Source organism: Sulfurivermis sp. (assembly GCF_059410345.1).
In genome coordinates this window covers 22,253-42,767 of the sequence record NZ_JBLJDO010000019.1, presented here as the reverse complement: position 1 = coordinate 42,767, position 20,515 = coordinate 22,253, and the positions used below count along the sequence as shown (strand labels likewise).

At 65.8% G+C, this 20,515-nt stretch carries 23 protein-coding genes; 11 read left to right on the top strand and 12 right to left on the bottom strand.

The annotated features are described in order from the left end of the window. Positions 1-6 precede the first annotated feature (6 nt). From nifB to nifL, 5 genes are all read right to left on the bottom strand, one after another. The gene (gene nifB / locus ACMV8A_RS12875) at positions 7-1,494 is read right to left on the bottom strand and encodes a nitrogenase cofactor biosynthesis protein NifB (RefSeq protein WP_495326272.1); all 1,488 of its coding nucleotides are present in this window, start codon (positions 1,492-1,494) and stop codon (positions 7-9) included. Between the two features lie 279 nt (positions 1,495-1,773). Beyond that, the gene (locus ACMV8A_RS12870) at positions 1,774-2,175 is read right to left on the bottom strand and encodes a gamma-glutamylcyclotransferase family protein (protein ID WP_495326271.1); all 402 of its coding nucleotides are present in this window, start codon (positions 2,173-2,175) and stop codon (positions 1,774-1,776) included. An 8-nt stretch (positions 2,176-2,183) separates the two neighbouring features. Further along, complete coding sequence (locus tag ACMV8A_RS12865; RefSeq protein ID WP_495326270.1) at positions 2,184-2,597, bottom strand: bacteriohemerythrin; 414 nt, start codon at positions 2,595-2,597, stop codon at positions 2,184-2,186. Between the two features lie 79 nt (positions 2,598-2,676). Further along, positions 2,677-4,230 carry a nif-specific transcriptional activator NifA gene (gene nifA / locus ACMV8A_RS12860; RefSeq protein WP_495326268.1) on the bottom strand — a complete coding sequence of 518 codons (1,554 nt, stop codon included), beginning with the start codon at positions 4,228-4,230 and terminating at the stop codon, positions 2,677-2,679. Then, complete coding sequence (nifL, locus tag ACMV8A_RS12855; RefSeq protein WP_495326266.1) at positions 4,230-5,831, bottom strand: nitrogen fixation negative regulator NifL; 1,602 nt, start codon at positions 5,829-5,831, stop codon at positions 4,230-4,232. Before nifL ends, nifA begins: the two co-directional genes overlap by 1 nt. A gap of 298 nt (positions 5,832-6,129) precedes the next feature. On the opposite strand from nifL, the gene rsxA reads away from it, so the two are divergent. The 8 genes from rsxA to ACMV8A_RS12815 all read left to right on the top strand — a co-directional run bounded on the left by rsxA (position 6,130) and on the right by ACMV8A_RS12815 (position 12,603). After that, the gene (gene rsxA / locus ACMV8A_RS12850) at positions 6,130-6,711 is read left to right on the top strand and encodes an electron transport complex subunit RsxA (RefSeq protein ID WP_495326265.1); all 582 of its coding nucleotides are present in this window, start codon (positions 6,130-6,132) and stop codon (positions 6,709-6,711) included. 147 nt (positions 6,712-6,858) lie between these two features. Beyond that, positions 6,859-7,392, top strand: coding sequence for an RnfABCDGE type electron transport complex subunit B (locus ACMV8A_RS12845; protein ID WP_495326264.1), 534 nt, complete (start codon positions 6,859-6,861; stop codon positions 7,390-7,392). A gap of 187 nt (positions 7,393-7,579) precedes the next feature. After that, positions 7,580-9,037: an electron transport complex subunit RsxC gene (gene rsxC, locus ACMV8A_RS12840; protein WP_495326262.1), complete on the top strand. Its 1,458-nt coding sequence runs from the start codon at positions 7,580-7,582 to the stop codon at positions 9,035-9,037. Continuing rightward, positions 9,034-10,122, top strand: a complete 1,089-nt coding sequence (locus ACMV8A_RS12835; RefSeq protein ID WP_495326261.1) for an RnfABCDGE type electron transport complex subunit D — start codon at positions 9,034-9,036, stop codon at positions 10,120-10,122. Before rsxC ends, ACMV8A_RS12835 begins: the two co-directional genes overlap by 4 nt. Next, entirely contained in the window at positions 10,119-10,754 is a 636-nt protein-coding gene (gene rsxG, locus ACMV8A_RS12830) for an electron transport complex subunit RsxG (RefSeq protein ID WP_495326260.1), read from the top strand. The genes ACMV8A_RS12835 and rsxG overlap by 4 nt, the downstream gene beginning before the upstream one ends. Positions 10,755-10,859: 105 nt before the next feature. Continuing rightward, entirely contained in the window at positions 10,860-11,546 is a 687-nt protein-coding gene (locus ACMV8A_RS12825; RefSeq protein ID WP_495326259.1) for an electron transport complex subunit E, read from the top strand. 11 nt (positions 11,547-11,557) lie between these two features. Further along, positions 11,558-11,839, top strand: coding sequence for an RnfH family protein (locus tag ACMV8A_RS12820; RefSeq protein WP_495326258.1), 282 nt, complete (start codon positions 11,558-11,560; stop codon positions 11,837-11,839). Between the two features lie 152 nt (positions 11,840-11,991). Then, the gene (locus ACMV8A_RS12815) at positions 11,992-12,603 is read left to right on the top strand and encodes a hypothetical protein (protein ID WP_495326256.1); all 612 of its coding nucleotides are present in this window, start codon (positions 11,992-11,994) and stop codon (positions 12,601-12,603) included. 98 nt (positions 12,604-12,701) lie between these two features. On the opposite strand, the gene nifM is transcribed toward ACMV8A_RS12815, so the two are convergent. The 6 genes from nifM to nifV all read right to left on the bottom strand — a co-directional run bounded on the left by nifM (position 12,702) and on the right by nifV (position 16,783). Further along, positions 12,702-13,523, bottom strand: a complete 822-nt coding sequence (nifM, locus tag ACMV8A_RS12810) for a nitrogen fixation protein NifM (protein WP_495326255.1) — start codon at positions 13,521-13,523, stop codon at positions 12,702-12,704. Then, entirely contained in the window at positions 13,513-13,971 is a 459-nt protein-coding gene (locus ACMV8A_RS12805; protein ID WP_495326254.1) for a nitrogen fixation protein NifZ, read from the bottom strand. Before ACMV8A_RS12805 ends, nifM begins: the two co-directional genes overlap by 11 nt. Continuing rightward, positions 13,971-14,285 (bottom strand): nitrogenase-stabilizing/protective protein NifW, encoded by a 315-nt coding sequence (locus tag ACMV8A_RS12800; RefSeq protein ID WP_495326253.1) that lies wholly within the window; start codon positions 14,283-14,285, stop codon positions 13,971-13,973. The genes ACMV8A_RS12805 and ACMV8A_RS12800 overlap by 1 nt, the downstream gene beginning before the upstream one ends. A gap of 77 nt (positions 14,286-14,362) precedes the next feature. Further along, the gene (locus tag ACMV8A_RS12795; protein WP_495326252.1) at positions 14,363-14,869 is read right to left on the bottom strand and encodes a hypothetical protein; all 507 of its coding nucleotides are present in this window, start codon (positions 14,867-14,869) and stop codon (positions 14,363-14,365) included. Position 14,870: 1 nt separating this feature from the next. Further along, positions 14,871-15,644, bottom strand: coding sequence for a serine O-acetyltransferase (cysE, locus tag ACMV8A_RS12790; protein ID WP_495326251.1), 774 nt, complete (start codon positions 15,642-15,644; stop codon positions 14,871-14,873). Positions 15,645-15,661: 17 nt separating this feature from the next. After that, positions 15,662-16,783, bottom strand: coding sequence for a homocitrate synthase (nifV, locus tag ACMV8A_RS12785; RefSeq protein WP_495326250.1), 1,122 nt, complete (start codon positions 16,781-16,783; stop codon positions 15,662-15,664). Positions 16,784-17,038: 255 nt separating this feature from the next. Here nifV and lexA point away from each other — a divergent pair, with 255 nt between their 5' ends. The 3 genes from lexA to ACMV8A_RS12770 all read left to right on the top strand — a co-directional run bounded on the left by lexA (position 17,039) and on the right by ACMV8A_RS12770 (position 18,936). Continuing rightward, the gene (gene lexA / locus ACMV8A_RS12780; RefSeq protein ID WP_495326249.1) at positions 17,039-17,647 is read left to right on the top strand and encodes a transcriptional repressor LexA; all 609 of its coding nucleotides are present in this window, start codon (positions 17,039-17,041) and stop codon (positions 17,645-17,647) included. After that, the gene (gene imuA / locus ACMV8A_RS12775) at positions 17,644-18,243 is read left to right on the top strand and encodes a translesion DNA synthesis-associated protein ImuA (RefSeq protein WP_495326247.1); all 600 of its coding nucleotides are present in this window, start codon (positions 17,644-17,646) and stop codon (positions 18,241-18,243) included. The genes lexA and imuA overlap by 4 nt, the downstream gene beginning before the upstream one ends. Before the next feature lie 231 nt (positions 18,244-18,474). Further along, positions 18,475-18,936, top strand: coding sequence for a CBS domain-containing protein (locus tag ACMV8A_RS12770; protein WP_495326246.1), 462 nt, complete (start codon positions 18,475-18,477; stop codon positions 18,934-18,936). 36 nt (positions 18,937-18,972) lie between these two features. On the opposite strand, the gene malQ is transcribed toward ACMV8A_RS12770, so the two are convergent. Beyond that, positions 18,973-20,445, bottom strand: coding sequence for a 4-alpha-glucanotransferase (gene malQ, locus ACMV8A_RS12765; RefSeq protein ID WP_495326245.1), 1,473 nt, complete (start codon positions 20,443-20,445; stop codon positions 18,973-18,975). Positions 20,446-20,515: the final 70 nt, after the last annotated feature.

Sequence of the window (20,515 nt, the reverse complement as noted above, 5' to 3'; positions counted from 1 at the left end):
CCCGGTTTACGCCACGCTGGCGCCGACGCTGGGCGCGGCAGCCAGTTCGCCCGCCTCGGCCATGGCGGCATACAGTGCCGCCACCGCCTCCTCGATGGGTTCCATCGCGTGGTCGCTGTCCGGCTTGATGCCGGCCGCCTCCAGCGCCTCCCACGGCGTGATGCCGATACGGGCGCAGAGCACGGCACGGCAGCCGTCCAGCGCGGTGATGGCCAGGGCCAGCTTGTCCTCGCCTTCGTCGCAATGATCCGAGCCGACGCAGTACTGATCGGTGCGGCGCGTGCCGACGAAGCGCACCCCATTGCTCGAGGCCTCGTACACCAGGAACTCGGTGGCGTGGCCGAAATGCTGGTTCACCACGTTGCCGCCCTTGCTCGCCACCGCCATCAGCACCGGCGGCGTCGCCGCGGCACGGCGCTTCAGCACCGCCAGCGACACCGTCGCCACCTGCACCTTGGGCTTGTTCATCTCCTCGACTATGGCCGACTGCACCGCGGCGCGCCGGGCGCGGATCTCCTCGTAGTCGAATTCCATCGCCTCAATCTTGTCCAGGGTGAACTCCGCGCCGCGATCCTCGCCCAGCAGGCCAACCGCATCGGCGCGGCACTGGCGGCAGTGGCGCATCATGTTCATATCGCCGGCGCAGGCATCCTGCAAAGCCTGCAGCTCCTGCGCCGTGGGCGAGGGTTGCTCCATCACGCCGTAATAGGTGCCATGCTCCGGCTCGGCGATGAGCGGCATCACGTTGTGCAGGAAGGCTCCCTTGGACTTCACTACCCGGCTCACCTCCTGCAGGTGGCTGTCGTTGACACCGGGGATCATCACCGAGTTGACCTTCACCAGCACGCCGCGTTCGGTGAGCATCTCCAGGCCGCGCTGCTGCTGCTCGATGAGGATGCGCGCCGCGGCACGACCGCGGATGCGCCTGTGGTTCCAGAACACCCAGGGATAGATCTCGGCGCCGATCTCCTCGTCCAGGGTGTTGATGGTGATGGTGACGTGATCGATGTTGTACTTGGCCAGCTCGTCGATATGCTGCGGCAGCGACAGGCCGTTGGTAGACACACACAGCTTGATGTCCGGCGCGTACTCGGCAATGCCGCGGAAGGTGGCGAAGGTGCGCTCGGGATTGGCCAGCGGGTCGCCCGGGCCGGCGATGCCCACCACCGTCATCTGCGGAATCGCCGCGGCGACGGCAATCACCTTCTTGATCGCCTGCTCCGGGTGCAGCACCTCAGACACCACACCGGGGCGCGACTCGTTGGCGCAATCGTACTTGCGGTTGCAGTAGTTGCACTGGATGTTGCACGCCGGCGCCACCGCCACATGCATGCGCGCGAAGTGATGATGGGCCTGCTCTGAATAGCAGGGATGGTTGAACACCTTCTGCCGGATGTGTTCGGGCAGATGGGACATCTGGTCCGACGTGCTGCCGCACGACGACGCGCTGCAACCGCTCTTCTTGCTGATTTCAATGGGGGTGGTGGTGGCCATCGCATTGCTCCCTTGGGTCTTTGCCTAGGGCAGTGCAAGTGGCGTGCCTGAACAGTAACTTATTGAATAATCATGGATATATTGATTCTCACAAGTTCATTTGTGGGGAACGCTACGCGCATTGGGAGGGGGCTGTGGAGGGGATGTGACATTGGAACGTGGTGCGCCGCTCCGGGCGGCTCTCCTCCCCAAGCATGAGGGGAAGTTCGGGAGGGGGCCTTCTCCTCCCCCATGTTCATGGGGGAGAAGTAAATGCACAGGGGTATGGCATGCCGCCGATCAGCGTGTAGCGAAGAAATCCCCCGACGCGATCAACTCCAATCCCGCCACCGGCCGGTTGTAGATATACACCCAGGCCGGCACCTCGCGCCCGTCACGCAGGCGCACCGTGCGCAACTCGCGCACATATTCAGTGGGATGCGCAAAGCCCGGCCCGCAGGCTTCGTAGCGATCCAGTTCGGCGAGGGCGAACAGCGGCCGGCGCAGGCGGTAGACCTCGCCGTGCACCACATCCGTGGCGTCATCCGACGGCACGGCGCCGGGATAGAAATCGACCCGGTACAACCGGCCCTGCCAGGTGGCATGGGCGACGAAGTCGGACTCGCGGGCGAGGAAATCGTGCATGGGGTTGGCGCCGTCCTTGCGCAGGGTGCCATAGACGAACAGGTGGGACTCGAACACGATGCGAATCAATCCTCGTGGCTAACCGGTGCGGCATTTTCCTGCATCGCCAGATACGCCGCCAGCGCGCTGTCCATGGTGGCGGCGTGGACGGCGAACCAGTGCGGGATTTGATCGATGAGGTAGCTGCGCGCCAGGCCGATTCGCCCCTGCACCACGCGCTGGCCCATCGCACGCAGGTCGCCGAGCACGCGCCAGTGTTCGGCGCGGTGTTCGGCGCTGGCCGGAAAGGCCGACTCTTCCATCAACGCCTCTTCGGCGCCGAAGTGATTGCCGGTGTGGTCGAGCAGTTCCAGAAACAGCGTCTGGAATTCGCGCCCATCGACGCCGGCGAGGCGATTGACCAGAGCGACGAACTCGGCATGGGTGGCATCCATGCCGGGGTTGCCGAGGAGATGGTTTGCGGGCCAGGGTATAAGCATATTGGTTTCGGTCTTCCTATCGTCCATCGTTCCCACGCGGAGCGTGGGAATGATGTCGTTGAACATATTCAGAGCTTCCCTAGAACTGTTTAACTTTTATGTTCAGCGTCTGGATGCGATAGGCGATCTGTCGTGGTGTCATGTCGAGCAGCCGTGCCGCCTTGGCCTGCACCCAGCCGGACTGTTCCAGCGCGGCGATGACGCGCTCGCGTTCATCGAGGTCGGGCGAATCGAGATCGACACTCTGGCTGGCGGCACGCGAGATGGGCATCTGTTCTTCCAGGCCGGTGAGGCTGACGGCATCGCGGTCGATGGTGCCGTCCTCGCTCATGATGGCGGCACGCTCCAGACTGTTTTCCAGCTCGCGTACGTTGCCGGGCCAGTTGTGGCGCATCAGCATACGCACGGCGCTCTCGGTGATCGATAGTTCACGCCCCTGCGCCTTGGCAATCTTCTGCACCAGAAACTGGGCCAGGGCCGGAATGTCCTCGGCACGCTCGCGCAGTGCCGGCACCTGAATAGGCATGACGTTGAGACGGTAGTAGAGGTCTTCGCGGAATTCGCCCTTCTCCACTGCCGATTCCAGGTCGCGGTTGGTGGCGGCGATGACGCGCACGTCGACCTTGATGGTCTGGTTGCTGCCGACGCGCTCGAACTCGCCTTCCTGCAACACGCGCAGCAGCTTGGCCTGGAAGGTGGGCGAGATCTCGCCGATCTCGTCCAGGAAGATGGTGCCGCCGTGGGCCTGTTCGAAACGGCCCTTGCGCTGGGCGGCGGCGCCGGTGAAGGCGCCCTTTTCGTGGCCGAACAGTTCCGACTCCAGCAGGTTGTCCGGCAGCGCCGCGCAGTTGAGCTTGACGAAGGCGCCGTTGGCGCGCGGCGAATTGTAGTGGATGGCCTGGGCGATCAGCTCCTTGCCGGTGCCCGACTCGCCACGCACCAGTACAGTGGTGTTCCACTTCGCCACCTGGCGCACCATCTCGAACACGCGGCGCATGGCGCTGGTGTGGCCCACCATGTTGTCGAAACCGAAGTTGCCGCGCACGGTACGGCGCAGCTGGTCGCGCTCGTCCTTGAGATCGCGCCGCTCGCGCTCCACCTCCCAGGACAGGCGCACGCTCTGGGCGATGAGGTTGGCCACCATCTCCATGAAATGGGCACGGTCCTCCAGCAGGCCGTCGACATGGTCGGCGGGCTGCGCCGCCAGCACGCCCACCGGCTTGCCGTCACCGACGCGGATCGGCACGCCGACGAAGGGCAGGTGCGGTTCGTACAGACCGGTGCGCGAGAGAAAGCGCGGCTCGTCGGCGATGCACTCCACCACCACCATCTTGTCCGCCTCCAGGATCGCGCCCACCACGCCTTCGCCGGGGCGGTAGCGCACGCTGTCCACCGCGCTCTGCTCGCTGGTGTAGAGGCCGCGCACCAGCATCTCGCCGCTGTCCGGCTCCACCAGCGCCACCATGCCGCGCTCCAGGCCGCCGAGGCGGTGCAGCGTTTCCAGCACGCCCTGCAGGGTGGTGCGCAGGTTGAGCGAGCGGCTCAACACCTTGCTCACTTCATATAGCGCTTCCAGCTCACGTTCGATGAGGCGGGAGCGCGCGGGATTGACGGTTTCGTGGCGGGACACCATCACTCTTCCTGTACGTTATCGCTATGGAGGGGGAAACGCAGACAGATGCGGCAGCCGTCCCGCTGGGCCGGGTCGATCTCCAGCGTGCCTGCGTGCTGATTGACCACGTCCTGTGCTATGGCCAGCCCCATGCCGGCATGATTGCCGCCCTTGGTGGTGAAGAACGGCTCGAATACCTTGAAGCGCAGTTCCGGCGCGATGCCGGGGCCGCTGTCCTCGAACTGGAGCACCACGAACTCGCCCTCGACACGGCTGGCGATATGCAACTCGCGGCGCACACCGCCGCCCTCGGCCACCGCCTCGATGGCGTTGTCGGTCAGTTGCTTGAGCAGGTTGCGCAGGCGCCGCTCGCGACCGTTGATCACCGGCAGGTCGGTCTGCGGCTGCCAGTCGATGACGATGCTCTCGGCCAGCAGGCGCGGCGTGCTCACCAGCAGCACCTCGTGGATCAGCTGGTTGAGATTCACCGGCAACAGCGGCTCCTGTATTTCCTGCGGCACGCTGGCGCGCAGGGTCTCCACTGCCGCACTGCCCTCGTCGCGCACTTGGCGCAGCACCGCGAGCAGGGAATCGTCGCCTTCGCTGCGCCGCTCCAGCATACCCACCGCGGCATTGAGCAGGTTGAGCGGCCGCTGCATTTGGTGCAGCGCACCGGTCAGCGTCTCACGCAGGCCGCGTCCCAGGGCCTCCTCCGCCATCAGGGCACGCAGCGCATTCATGCGCACCTCCTCCTGCTGGCGTTTGATCTCGGTGACCTCATGGGCCACCAGCAACTCGTAGTGCACCTCACGCGCGCTGAAATAGGCGTCGGCGCTGCCGTCGCGGGCGCTGAAGCGGCTGAGCAGGCAGACGAACCAGCGCGTCGACCCGTCGGGGAAATCGAGGCGCAGCTCGCGTGCCGGCGCCTCGGCGCCGTCCTTGCGCGGGGCGCCGAACAGCAGCTGCGCCGGGTCACGCCCGTGTAGCTCCGCAAGCAGGTTGCGGTAGGCGCGATTCTGCAACACCACCTCACCGCCTGCGTTCAGCACCGCGATCACCGCCGGCGCCACGTCCACCACCGAGCCGATCAACTCTTTCTGGTTCTGCAGCTCCTGCTGCAACTGGAACATCTCGGTGATGTCGCGGTGCATACCCAGGTAATGGGTGGTGGTGCCGGCGCTGTCCAACACCGGCGCCACGGTCAGTTCCGCCACATAGCGTTCGCCGTTCTTGCGCCGGTTCACCAGCATGCCGTTCCAGCTTTTCTGTTGCAGCAGCCGGCCCCACAGCGCCTGATAGACGATGGCCGGCGTGCTCTTGTCGGACAGGGACGATTCGTTGTGACCGATCACTTCAGCCGCGCTGTAGCCGGTGACCTGGGTGAAGGTCGCATTGGCGTAGAGGATGTTGGCCGCGGTGTCGGTGATGGAGATGGCCACCGGCGCCTGCTCCACCGCCTCCATGAACAGACGCGGCATCAGACCGGGACGGCGGTTGCCGTGCAGCGCGGTACCCAACAGTTGCAGCACCGCCGCCGGCACCTCGGGCGCCGGCGCGCTCAGAAAACGCTCCACCGCGGCGAGGGCCTCCAGGGGGAGCTCGGGTTGTTTGGGCTGGGACATGGGCTGCACCGTATAGGAACCTTGTGGGGGGCAATGCAGGATGCGTGCCCGCAGCCAGAGGCACACGCCAATCGTGGCAGAGCCGCTGCTGCCGGTGCCCGGCCCCTTTGTCGAATGTGCGACAAACACCTGTCGCACCACACGGCCGCACGACAAAACAAACGCTGTTTTTGCACCACAAGCGTGCACACCCACGACAAAACGGTGCAAACACTGGGGTTATGGTGGTGCAGTCGCGCGCCCGCCGCCGTGGCACGGTTGATGCAAAAACCTCTGCATCGATGAAGAGGTGTGCAACGTGACCGAATATCTCCTGCTGCTGCTCGGCACCGCCCTGGTGAACAACGTGGTCCTGGTGAAATTCCTCGGCCTGTGTCCGTTCATGGGCGTATCGAGCAAGGTGGACTCGGCCCTGGGCATGGGCCTCGCCACCACCTTCGTGCTCACCCTGGCCGCCTTCGCCGGCTGGCTGCTGGAGCACTTCGTGCTGCAGCCGCTCGGCATCGGCTTCCTGCGCATCCTCGCCTTCATCCTGGTGATCGCCGCGGTGGTGCAGTTCACCGAAATGGTGGTGCGCAAGACCAGCCCGGCGCTGTACCAGATGCTCGGCATCTTCCTGCCGCTGATCACCACCAACTGCGCCGTGCTCGGCGTCGCCCTGCTCAACGTGCAGGAAGGCAACGGCTTCGTGCACAGCCTGCTGTACGGCTTCGGCTCGGCGCTGGGTTTCACCCTGGTGATGGTGCTGTTCGCCGGCATGCGCGAGCGTCTGGCGCTCGCCGCCGTGCCTGCCCTGTTCAAGGGGGCACCCATCGGTTTCATCGTCGCCGGCCTGTTGTCGCTGGCATTCATGGGCTTTGCCGGTTTGCCGGTGAAATGAACGCACATTCCGATCAACCACGGAGAACACGGAGATGCATGACCGCAAACACGCAGATGCAGCGGGCCTTGCGATCGACGTCCTGAAGGATCAGCAACACGCCGTGTTCTCCGTGGTTCAACACTTTTTGTAATGAGGTGACCGACCATGCTCGCTGCCGTACTGAGTCTGACCGTTCTGGGCCTGGCCCTGGGCTGGCTGCTCGGCCTCGCTGCGCGCCGCTTCAAGGTGGAGGTGGACCCGCGCGTGGCGCAGGTGGAGGCGCTGATGCCCGGCTCGCAATGCGGCCAGTGTGGCTTTCCCGGCTGCTCTCCGGCGGCGCTGGCAGTGGTCAACGGCGAGGCGCCGCTGACCCTGTGCCCGCCCGGCGGCAAGGCGCTGGTGGAGGCGCTTGGCACCACCCTCGGCATCAGCGTCGACACCTCGGCGATGAACGATGGCGAGCCGCAGCTGGCGCGCGTGGATGAAACCATTTGCATCGGCTGCATCAAGTGCCTGCGCACCTGCCCCACCGACGCCATCATCGGCGCACCGAAACAGATCCACGTGGTGATGGAACGTGCCTGCACCGGCTGCGGCGCCTGCATCGACATCTGTCCCACCGGCGCCCTGGCCCTAGTGGAGGAAGAGCCCACCCTGCGCACCTGGCGCTGGGCAAAACCGCAACTGGTGGCAGCATGAACCGCTTGAAAACCTTTTGTCGCAGAGACGCAGAGACGCAGAGAAAACCCACGTCTCTGCTGGCAACTCCGGCCGCACGCGATGGCTGGCGCTTGGGGGCTGCGGACGCCGATCCACTGCCGCCTTGCCCTCACACCCTCCGCGTCTCTGCGTCTCTGCGACGGGTTTCATCGATGGAGAATCGGACATGAAACTGTTTCGCTTCCGCGGCGGCATCCATCCGCCCACCCGCAAGGAGTTGAGCGCAGACCGCGCCATCGAGGCCATGCCGCTGCCGGAGCGCTTGTACATCCCGATGCAGCAGCACATCGGTACGCCCGCCGAGCCGGCGGTGAAGATCGGCCAGCACGTGCTCAAGGGCCAGTTGCTGGCGCGCGCCAGCGGCGCACTGTCGGCGCCGATCCACGCGCCCACTTCGGGCTGGGTGCGCGCCGTCAGCGATTTCACCGCGCCGCATCCGTCCGGCCTGCCGATCCTCACCGTGGTGCTGGAACCGGACGGCAAGGATGAGTGGGACGAATTTCCGCTGCCGAAAGACCCGTTCGAGATGCCGCCGGAGCTGATCGCCGAGCGCGTCGCTGCCGCCGGCATCGTCGGCATGGGTGGGGCTACCTTCCCCACCGCGGTAAAGCTGGGCGGCGCCACCAACAAGCACATCCATACACTGCTCATCAACGGCGGTGAGTGTGAACCCTACCTCACCTGCGACGACCGCCTGATGCGCGAACGCGCGGCCGAGGTCATCGACGGCGTGCGTCTGATCCTGCATGGCATCCGCTGGGGCCGCGCCATCATCGCCATCGAGGACAACAAACCGCAGGCGCTCGCCGCGATGCGTGCGGAGGCAACAGGCTATGGCCAGCTGGAAGTCGTCGCGGTGCCGACGCTGTATCCCATGGGTTCGGAAAAACAGCTGATCAAGACCGTCACCGGCCTGGAGGTGCCCGCTGGCGGCCTCGCCGCACAGGTCGGCGTGCTGGTGCAGAACGTCGCCACCGCCTACGCGGTGCACGAGGCGATCCGCCACGGTCGCCCGCTGGTGCGGCGCATCGTCACGGTAAGCGGCGGCGCAGTGCGCGACCGGCGCAACCTGGAGGTACCCATCGGCACCCTGGTGGACGACCTGCTGCGCCATTGTGGCTACAGCGGCGAACCGGAACGCCTGTTGATGGGCGGGCCGATGATGGGCACGGTGCTGCCACATGCCATGGTGCCCATCGTCAAGGGCAGCAACGGCGTGCTGGCACTGAGCAAACCGGAACTGCCGCAGGGCAGTGCCTCGCCCTGCATTCGCTGCGGCTCCTGCGTGCGCGTCTGTCCGGTGGGCCTGATGCCGCTGGAGCTGATGAAGCGGGCGCAGAACAACGACCTCGACGGCGCCGTCGATTACGGCCTGTCCGACTGTCTCTCCTGCGGCACCTGTGCCTACGTCTGCCCGGCGCAGCTGCCGCTCACCCACTACTTCAACTACGCCAAGGGCGAGCTGGCCGCGCGCGCACAGCAGAAGCGCAAGAACGACTACACCAAACAACTGGTGCAGGCCCGTCAGGCGCGTCTGGAACGTGAGGCCAGGGCCAAGGCCGAGGCCGCCGCCAAGCGCAAGGCCGAACGCGCGGCGAAGAAGGCGCAGGAGGCCGAGGCATGACCACCCCCATCAGCGGTCCGCACTACCATGGCCAGCGCAGCGTGCGCGGCATCATGCTGCAAGTGATGCTCGCTCTCGTCCCCGCCACCGTGTTCGCGCTGTGGCAGTTCGGCTGGCCGGCGCTGTTCCTGTTCCTGCTCACGCTGCTCAGCGCCGTCATCACCGAGGCGCTGTCGCTGCACCTCGCCGGCAAGTCCACGCGCGCGTTTCTGCTCGACGGCTCCGGACTGCTCACCGCCTGGCTGCTGGCCTTGAGCCTGCCGCCCTGGGCGCCATGGTGGATCGGTGTGGTGGGCGGCGCCTTTGCCATCGTGCTCGGCAAACAGGTGTTCGGCGGCATCGGCCAGAACCTGTTCAACCCGGCGATGCTGGCGCGCGTCGCCCTGCTCATCTCCTTCCCGGTGGAGATGACGCGCTGGGCCGCGCCGCAACCGCTGTTCAGCGCCGGCGCGCCCGGCTTCATCGACAGCCTGAAGATCACCTTCGGCGGCGGCAGTCAGCTCGACAGTTTCACCGGCGCCACCGTGCTCGGCCACAGCAAGACCGAGCTGACCCGCGGCGTCGGCCTCGACACCTCGCTGCCTGACGTGTACGTGCCGCTGGATTACCTGCTCGGTCTCAGCGGCGGCAGCTTCGGCGAAACCTCCGCCCTGCTGCTCCTGCTCGGCGGATTGTTCCTGCTCGCCCGCCGCATCATTACCTGGCAGATCCCCGTCGCCCTGCTCGCCACCGTGGCCCTGCTCGCCGGAGTGATGTACCTGGTCGACCCGCTGCGCTACGCCGACCCGCTGCTGCACGTCCTGGCCGGTGGCCTGATGCTCGGCGCCTTCTTCATTGCCACCGACCCGGTCACCTCGCCCAGCAGCGGCCTCGGCCAGCTGGTGTTCGGCGCCGGCTGCGGTGCGCTGGTCTATGTCATCCGCACCTGGGGCGGCTTCCCCGAGGGCCTCGCCTTCGCCGTGCTGATCATGAACGCCGCCACCCCGCTCATCGATCACTACCTGCGCCCGCGCGTCTACGGCCGCAACCGCCGCGGCACGCCACTCAGCTACGCGCCGGAACAACTGGGACGGGAAAAGGAATGATGCACAAGGCCAATCCGGAACCGGAATACCGCAAGCGCCTGGCCTATTCCGCGGCGCTGCTGGGCGGCTTCGCCATGCTCGCCGGCGCGACGCTCACCTTGGGCCATGTGCACACGCGCGATGCCATCGCCGCGCGCCTGGCCGAGGATCGCCAGGCTTCCCTGAGCCAGGTGATCCCCGCCGCGCTGCATGACAACGATCTGCTGGCCGATCCGCTCCTGCTCGCGATCAACGACAAGGAACGCAAGACCGTGTTCCGCGCCACGCATGAGGGCCAGGTCAGCGCCGTGGCCTTCGAGATGATCGGCCAGGGCTACGGCGGCCCCATCGTGGTGCTGCTCGGCCTCGACCGTGACGGCAAGGTACTCGGCGCCCGCGTCATCGCCCACAACGAAACGCCGGGGCTGGGCGACAAGATCGAGGTGAAGAAAGATCGCTGGATCACCACCCTGGACGGCCACAGCCTCGCCGCCCTCGGCCACGGCGGCTGGCAGGTGAAGAAGGACGGTGGCCAGTTCGATCAGTTCACCGGCGCAACGATTACGCCGCGCGCGGTGATCACCGCGGTGCGCAACGGACTCGACCTGTTCGAGGCGCACAAGGCGGAACTGCTGACGGTGGATGTGGAATAGCAACGCAGGATGGGTTGCGCTGCGCTCCACCCATCCTACATAGGTTCCCTCCCCGAGACAGGAGAGGAGAAACGGAGCAACCACAACCGGCATCCGAGGTTCATCATGACTGATTACAAACGCATCGTCCGCGACGGACTGTGGGACAACAACGTGGTATTCGCGCAGATGCTCGCCCTGTGCCCGCTGCTCGCCGTCACCGGCACCGCCAGCAACGGCCTCGGCATGGGCCTCGCCTCCACCGCCGTGATGGTAGCCGCCGGCGTCGTCATCGCCTTGTTCCGCGGCCTGATCACGGCTGAGGTGCGCATCCCGGTGTTCGTGCTGCTCATCGCCGCCATCGTCACCCTGGTGGACATGATGATGAACGCCTGGCTGCACGAACTGTACAAGGTGCTCGGCCTGTTCATCCCGCTCATCGTCACCAACTGCGCCATCCTCGGCCGCGCCGAGTCCTTCGCCTCCAAGAACCCGGTGCTGGCCTCGGCCAGCGACGGCCTGTTCATGGGCCTGGGCTTCACCTTCGCCCTCGTCGTCCTCGGCGCCGTGCGCGAGGTCATCGGCAGCGGCACCCTGTTCGCCAACGCCGCCCTGCTGCTGGGCGAGCCGTTCCACTTCATGGAGCTCACCCTGCTGCCGAACTACGACGGTTTCCTGCTCATGATCCTGCCGCCCGGAGGTTTCCTCGCCCTCGGCTTCCTGCTCGCCGGCAAGCGCCTGCTCGACGCCCGCCGCAGCCGCGTGGCGGCACAGCCCGAGCCGACCACGGACGCAGCACCTGTCGCAGGATAAGGAACCCAACCATGCGCATCAGCATCGCCTACGCCGAACCGCACTACCAATTCTGGCAAGACCTCGACATCGACGACGGCGCCACCGTCGCCTACGCCATCGAACGCTCGGGCATCCTGAATCGCTTTCCCGAGATTGATCTGGAAGAACAGAAGGTGGGCGTGTTCGGCAAGGTGGTTAAGCTGGACGCGGTCCTCAACGAAGGCGACCGCCTGGAGATCTACCGCCCCATCACCGCCGATCCGGAAACGGTGCCGCGCAAGGACGGCGGCGATGACGAGGATGACGAATAAGGGGGACGCGAGTACCGCGTACGAGCCGTGCTTGTCGGATAGGAGACAACGCCCGAACAGGCGGCGCACTCCGTGTGTAGGCAAACACACATCGCCTTGCCCCACCCCAATCCGATCATGAAGTTACGCGCACCGAGCGGTTGGTATCAATCTTGCTCAATAACCTGCAGTCGATAACCCACCTGAAAGGTAACGCCATGCTCATCGAAAAATACGACCAGAACGGTCTGCTCTTCAACATCAACTTCATCGACAAGGCCAGCACCTCCGGCGTGGTCGGCTTCCGCGGCCGCGTCGCCATCGTCGAAGGCGAAGTAGCCGACGCCCAGGGCCGCCGCAAGCCGCCCGCCTTGGTGATGGAACATGCCGTCATGCTGGAGAAGGACGGCAAGCTGGCCATGGTTGCCGGCTCGCTGGACGAGCTCGCCGCGCTGCCAACGTTTGTCGAGAAGTACAAAGACGATTTCGCCCCCGACATGCTGGGCATCATCTACACGGTCAACATCACCAAGCTGATGCAGGTGGATCTGGCCGGCGTAAACTTCGCCCTGATACCCATGCAGGAAGGTATTACCTGGAACGAACTCAACGATGAGGCGGGCATCGAGAAGAGCGCAATGAAGAAGCTCTCTTCCGGCGACAAGGTGTACACGGTCTGGAAGGAACTCGGCGGCTACAAGGCCAAGGGCGACAAGCTGACCCTCGCCGAGGCGCTGAAGAACGTCGACGCCAATCTCAAGCGCGTGGAGCGCGGCGCGATTTAAACCATGCTTGCATCCCGCACGGGGCCGCGACGGCCGCGTGCGGGAACGCACACCTGCAGCAACCTTCCGCAAAGCATTTGTCTATGGCGTTAATCCGGCTAGGCCTTGGCCAACCACTGGCGCAGAAACTGCTTGCGCTTGCGCTCACCGAGATGTTCGATGATCTTGTCGCGCACCTCTTCAAAGGGGAGCGCGCCGCCCGGCTCGATCGCCTCACACCACAGCACATGCAGTCCGATCTCGGATTCGACCACCTCGCTCACCGCACCCGGGGCCAGGGCGAACAACGCCTGGTCGAGGGCGGGATAGAGCATGCCGGGTTTGACGCGGCCGAGGCGGCCGCCTTCCATGGCGCTGGGGCATTCGGAGTGGCGACGCGCCAGTTGCTCGAACTGCTGGGCGGGATTGTTCAGCTCGCGGCGGATCTGCTGCAGGCGCGGCAGGGCGCGCTCAACCCGGTTCTCCGCGTAGACTGGATTGAGGGTGATGAGGATGTGGCGCACGGTGCGGATCTCCGGGCGGGTGAAACGCTCGGGATGCTGGTAGTAGTAGATGGCCGCTTCGTCGTCGCTCACGGCACAGTTCGCGGCGGTGAGGCGGTCGATGACCGCCTCGACCTTCAGTTCGCGCTCCAGCGCGCTACGCAGCGCCAACGGGTCCAGGCCGTTGCCGGCCAGCTCATCACGGAAAGCCTCTTCACTGTCATAACGGGCTCGAATCGACTGCACGGCCTGTTCCACCACCGCGGCGGGGACGTGTACATCCTGCGCCGCCGCGCTGGCCAGCACCTTGCGCTCCAGTGCCGAAGCCCTGGCCACCTGCAACTCCAGCGCCTGGCGCTCGTCGTCGGTGAGCTGTGCCGGCGTGCGCTGGAAACCGGCCAGGGCGGTACGCAGGCGCAGGTAGTTGTCAGCCGTCATGGGCCACGCCCTCCTCCAGCGGCTTCAAACCTCGCTCGGGCACGCTCAGAGTCATGGCGCCGAAGATCACGTCGTAGCTCACACCATCGGCATCGTTGCGCCACACCTTGAGGATCTGCCCGCGCTCGCCGGTGTGCACCAGCACCTTGCCCTGATGGGCCAGGGTGACGGCAGCGGTGACATATTCGCGACTTTCAAACCGACTCGGCACCCAGGGCTGTTCGGCGTCGATCAGCTCCTCCTCGCGGCAGCCGACCACGCGCTCATCGTCGAGGAAGTGTACCTCGTAGATGATCTGGTCCTGCAGAAAGGTGCCGATCTGGCGCACGAAGCCGACGCTGCCGCGGCGCACCAGCAGGTCGCCGGTGGCCATGCCTGGATAGGTGCCGTCGTTGCGCACGTTGCGCACCACGCGCACCCTGTCGCCGTAGTCGAATTGCGGTCGCATCAGAAGCTCCTAATATCGCCGAGGCTCACCGGCACCTTGCGCGGCTGCGCGGCCTGGAACACCTTGAACACCTTTTCGGTGATGGCGTCGGATATCACGAAGTCCTGATAGGCGGCGGCCAAGGCCGCACGATAGGCGGCACGCTGCGCGGCCTCGCCATCCGGCAGGCTCACCCGCTGCATGTAGTCGTGGAAGCGTTGCAGAATGTGCAAGCGATTGACCTGCACCACACTGCGTTCGTAGGCGATGCCGAAGTAGTCGAGGAAGTCCTCGGCGCTTTCCAGATCCTGCAGGTCGTCATTCAGCGTGGTCATGATTGATTCCTCGTGTGTGCCACCGTGTTCAACTGTCTGTCTCCTCCCCCGTGACGACGAGAGAGGGCGTTATTCGTCTAAACCGCCAACGGCAGCGTCGCCGCCTCGCATACCGCCAGCAGGGCACCCGCACCCAGCCGGTCGGCGTCATCCAGTTCGCGCACCTTGCGCAGGCGCGCCATACCATCCTCCAGCGCGCCCATGCGCAGCAGCAGAAATCCCTCCGCCTTGAGGGCCAGCAGGCAGAACCGCACCATGCCCATGGACTGGCGCACCGCGTTGCTCAGATAGCGCAGGTCGAGGCTCTGCCAGTCGGCGGGAAAACCCAGCGTACTGCCGGCGGCGATGCGCGCCTGTTCAGCCACCTTGAGCGCCTCGTCCAGGCGCTGCTGGTAGTAGAAGTAGCGATACAGCGCCACCAGCACCGTAAGATTGTCGGGGGCCAGCACATAGGCGCGTAGCAGGGGCAGCTCGGCCGTGCCGTCGGCATACCCCTCCTCCGCTTCCTCCAGCAGCGCCTCGACCCGCGCCGGCAGAGGCTGATCGAAGTACAGGCTGTGTTCGTTGAATTCGAGCAGGTCCATGTCAGCGTTTCATATTGGGGCCGTCGTTATCGAACACATGCGCCTCGCAGTTACCGCCCTCGGCGCAATCGCCACAGGCGCCATCAGGCATGGCGGCCAGTTTCTTTTCCAGGTAGTCGATGCGCTCCATCAGGCAGCCGATGGCGCGCCCCACCGGATCGGGGATCAGGTGATGATCGAGGTCGATACCGTTCACGCTGCGCCGCGCGGTGTTGTGCGCGCGCACGATGCGGCCGGGGATGCCGACCACGGTACGCCCCGCCGGCACGTCCTGCACCACCACCGAATTGGCGCCGACGCGCACACCGTCGTCGAGATGGATAGCACCGAGGATCTTGGCGCCGGCGCCGACCAGCACGCCGTTGCCGAGCTGCGGATGGCGGCGACCCTTGTTCCAGCTGGTGCCGCCCAGGGTGACGCCGTGGTACAGCGTGCAATCGTCGCCGACGATGGCGGTCTCGCCAATCACCACGCCGGCGCCGTGATCGATGAAGAAGCGGCGGCCGATCTGTGCGCCGGGATGGATGTCGATATTGGTGGTTAGACGCACCATGAAGGCCAGCAGGCGCGCCGGATAACGCCAGCCGCGCGCCCACAGCCGATGCGCCACACGGTGCCAGATGATGGCGTGCACACCGGGATAGGTGGTGAGCACCTCGAAGCGGTTGCGTGCCGCCGGGTCGCGCTCGAACACGCAACCGATGTCCTCACGCCACAGGGCGAACAAACCCGGTGCACGCGGCGCAACTTCAGTCATCACCAGTTCGCTGTTCATGGTTGCTCCCCCGTCAGTCATCGATAGGCGTGGAAAATCTGTTCCAGCTCTGCCGCCTCCGGTGCGCGCTTGTTCTGCACGGCGAAGGCGCGGATCTGCGGCAGCAGTTGCTGCGCCTGTTCCTCGCTCAGGCGGATGCCGATCTCGGCGTAGCCGCGCATCACGCCGTGGCTGCCGGAGTGCTTGCCCAGCACCAGGCGATGGGCGCGGCCGAGCAGCGCCGGATCGAAGCCCTGGTAGTTACGCGGATCCTTGAGCAGACCATCGACATGGATGCCGGATTCGTGGGTGAACACGCCCTCGCCCACTACACTCTTCTGCCAGGGCAGCGGCCGGCCCGAGGCCTGCGCCACCAGTTGCGACACCGCACCGATGCCGCGCAGCTCCACGCCGCTGTCGATGCCGTGCAGGCAACGCAGCGCCACCGCCACCTCTTCCAGCGCGGCGTTGCCGGCGCGCTCGCCGAGACCGTTGACGGTGGTATTGACATGGGTGGCGCCGGCACGCACCGCGGCCAGGGTGTTAGCGGTGGCAAGGCCGAGGTCGTCGTGGGCGTGCATCTCGATGTCGATATCCACGGCACGGCGCAGGCGCGCGATGCGCTCGTATACGGCGAAGGGGTCGAGCACGCCGAGGGTGTCCGCAAAACGGAAGCGGCGTGCGCCGGCGGCCTGCGCCGCCTCGGCCACCTGCACCAGAAACCCGTCGTCGGCACGCGAGGCATCCTCGCCGCCGACGCACACCTCCAGTCCGAGTTCCAGCGCGCGCGGCACGCAGCGTTCGATGTTGGCCAGCACCCAGGCGCGGTCGCGCCCCAGCTTGCGGGCTATCTGCTGATCGGACACCGGGATGGAGAGGTCCACCATCTGCACGCCGAGACCGTCGCACAGGGCGAGGTCGTCCTCGCGCATGCGCGCCCACACCAACAGATGCGCATTCAGGCCGAGCGCTGCGAGGGCCTGGATGCCGGCACGCTCCTCGACGCCCATGGCGGGGATGCCCACCTCCAGCTCCGGCACGCCGATACCGTCCAGGGCGCGGGCAATGGCCAGCTTCTCCTCCAGGGAGAAGGCCACGCCGGCAGTCTGTTCGCCGTCGCGCAGGGTGGTGTCGTCGATGATGAGGGGGCGTGGGTTCATGACTGGCTCCTGTTACCCATGCTTGAGCAAGCCCTGTGCCAGCGCGTGTTATTCGTTATTTCAATGGGTTACAGAGAACTGCCTGCGGGCATGTGACACGCCGGGGTGGTGCTTGTCGCAAAGGCGACAAGCACCATCCCTTCCAAGCTGCCCCTCTCGCGGGGGAGGCATCTCCCGCTCACAGGCAGTGAAGAGGGGCGCGCGCCGGGGTCAAATGCTGTATATAATTCCAGCATCATTCCCCGAGGAACGACCATGCACGACGACCTTACCCCCCGCCAGGCCGAGATCCTGGAACTGATCCGCGACACGCTGGAGGAAACCGGCATGCCGCCCACCCGCGCGGAGATCGCCGACGCCTTCGGTTTCAGTTCACCCAACGCCGCCGAGCAGCACCTGCGCGCCCTGGCGCGCAAGGGCGCCATCGAAATGGTGCCCGGCGCCTCGCGCGGCATCCGCCTCAAGGAGAGCGTCGAGGGCCTGCCGGTGGTGGGCCGCGTCGCCGCCGGTTCACCGATCCTCGCCGAGCAGCACATCGACGCTCACTACCGCATCGACCCGCGCATGTTCAGTCCCCACGCCGATTACCTGCTGCGCGTGCGCGGCATGAGCATGAAGGATGTCGGCATCCTCGACGGCGACCTGCTCGCCGTGCACCGCACCCAGGAGGTGCGCAGCGGCCAGATCGTGGTGGCGCGCATCAACGACGAGGTGACGGTGAAGCGTTTCCGCCGTCGCGGCAACAAGGTTTCCCTCCTTGCCGAGAACCCGGACTTCGATCCCATCGAGGCCGACCTGAAAGTGGACGGCTTCGCCATCGAAGGCGTCGCCGTGGGCGTGATCCGCAACGACGGACCGCTGTGAAGCTGGAGGACGTACTGCAACGCCGGGACATCTGGCGCGGTGGTGAACGTGCCCAGCACACGTTCCATGGCCTGCCCACCGGCAATGCCGCCCTGGATGCAGCCATCGGCGGCTGGCCCCACGGCGCCCTGACCGAACTGCTCACCGATCACGCGGGCATCGGCGAGGTGAGCCTGCTGCTGCCCGCCCTCGCCGCGCTGTCGCGCGAACGCTGCATCGCCTTCGTCGCCCCGCCCTGCATCCCCTACGCGCCGGCCCTCGCCGCCGCCGGCGTGGACCTCGCGCGTTTTCTCTGGCTGCGCCCGCACAATGACACCGATGCCTTGTGGGCGATGGAACAAAGCCTGCGCTCCGGCGTGTGCGGCGCCGTGCTCGGCTGGCCGGCGCGCGTCGATCAGCGCAGCCTGCGCCGCCTGCAACTGGCGGCGGAAACCGGCCAGGCCCTCGCCGTCCTGTATCGTCCGCGCCGCGCCGCCGCCGCTGCCTCCCCCGCCGCCCTGCGGCTGGAACTGCTCCCCACCCCCGCCGGCCTGCGCATACACCCCCTCAAGCGCCGCGGCAGCTGGAACAACACACCGCTCCTCCTCGCCCGCTAGGGCCTCGGATTACGAAGAGCGGATGCGGCCGCGTCTGTCCCTCGTTTGCGTTAAATCAAGTATGTCGCCCACGTCACTCCCAACACTCGAAACTCAAAGCGCGAAACTTTTATAACCCCATACACAAATGCTCGTTGCGCCGCCCATGCGCGCCTGTGCACACTCGTTTCACCCCACACAACCGCGCAATTCCCACATTAAGCGCAATAAAATTATCAAGGGAGAGAGAACATGCTGGTGAAAGATGTCATGAGCCGTACCGTGCGCAGCGTCGACCCGGATACGAGCATGCTGGAAGTATCTTCACTGATGTGCCTGTACCGCTTCAGCGGCCTGCCCGTGGTGGACAATGGCAAGCTGGTAGGTTTCGTCGCCGAGAAGGACGTGCTGGATCGCCTGTTCCCCTCCATCGAGGAGTTCATGGAAGGCACTGCCGCCATGAAGCTGGACGACATGCAGGGCCAGTACAAGGATCTGGTGAAGCTGAAGGCCGCCGATCTGATGGCCCGTAATGTGATCACCGTACCGCCCGAGATGCACGCCCTGCGCGCCGCTGCTGTGATGGTGCGCAACCGCTTCCGCCGCATCCCGGTGGCCGAAGGCGACAAGCTGGTCGGCATGCTGAGTCTGGGCGATATCCACAAGGCGATCTTCCACTCCAGCATTGCCAAGATGCGCTGCACACCGGAATAAGCACCGCGACACGGCGCAAACCAACTGGCGGCTTCATTACAAACGGCGGTACACCTCCGCCAGACGGCGCAGGCGCGGCGCACGATCCGGCGCCACCATGTCCCAGGAAAAGCGCCATTGCCAATTACCCACCGTGGTGCCGGGCGTATTCATGCGATGGCTGGCATCCAGTTCCAGCACGTCCTGCAACGGGATGATGGCGAGACGCGCCACCGAGGCGTAGGCGGCGCGGATCAATGGCCAGGGCATGGGCTCTGCCGGCAGGCCCAGATACTCCAGCACGCCGCTGCGCAGGCCCTCGTCGCTGCTGTGCCACCAGCCCAGGGTCGTGTCGTTGTCGTGGGTGCCGGTATAGACCACGCTGTTCTCACTGTGATTGTGCGGCAGATAGGGATTGTCGGAACCGCCGCCGAAGGCAAAGTGCAGTATACGCATACCGGGCAAGGCGTATTTGTCGCGCAGCGCGGTGACCTCGGGTGTGATGGTGCCGAGGTCCTCCGCCACCACCGGCAGCGGATCGAAGCGCTCGGCCAACACAGCGAACAGTGCATCGCCCGGCGCCTTCATCCAGCGACCATTGATGGCGGTATCCTCATGTGCCGGGATCTCCCAATAGGCCTCGAAACCGCGGAAGTGATCAATGCGCACCAGATCGAACAGGCGCAGCTGTCCCTCCAGGCGCTGACGCCACCAACGAAAGCCGTCGGTCTCCATCCACTCCCAGTCGTAATGCGGATTGCCCCAACGCTGGCCGGTGGCAGAAAAATAATCAGGCGGCACGCCGGCCACCACGGTGGGATGTCCGCCCTCATCCAGATCGAAGCACTGCCGCTGCGCCCACACATCGGCGCTGTCGTGGGCGACGAAGATAGGCATGTCGCCAAAGATCGCGATGCCCTTGCCGTTGGCGTGGCGCTTGAGTGCCTGCCATTGCTGGTCGAACACAAACTGCTCAAACCGCAGCACCGCCAGCTCATCGGCATGGCGGCTGCGCAGCGCATCCAGGGCGGCCGGGTCACGATCGCGCAGCGGTGTCGGCCACTCGCTCCAGCCACGCCCCTGCTCCAGCCGCTTGATGAGGCAGAACAGGGCGTAATCCTCCAGCCAGTGCGTGCCGTCGATGAACTGGTGCAGGGCGGCCCGCGCCGCCTCGTCGGCACGGGCCTGGAACCCCTGCCAGGCGCGCGCTATGAGCGGGGCCTTGGCCTCGCGCCGCGGATCGGGCGTGACCGCATCCAGCCAGCCCTGCGCCTGCAGGGCCTCGATGCTGAGCAGTTGCGGATTGCCCGCGTGGGCCGACAGGCTTTGATACGGCGACAGGTCTTCATGGGTCGGGCCCAGCGGCAGGATCTGCCACACGTGCTGACCGGCGGCGGCAAGAAAATCGACGAAATGCCAGGCCTCGGCACCGAGATCGCCGCAGTGCCAGGGACCAGGCAGCGAAGTGGGATGCAGCAGGATCCCGGCCTGGCGTCGCTGCAAGGGGGTGTGGGCGATGTGATGGGTCATGCAGCCGTGCCTGGTTCGATTATTGATATGAGTGTTCGCCCCACAGCTGAAGAACCCTTCGCAGCAGCGG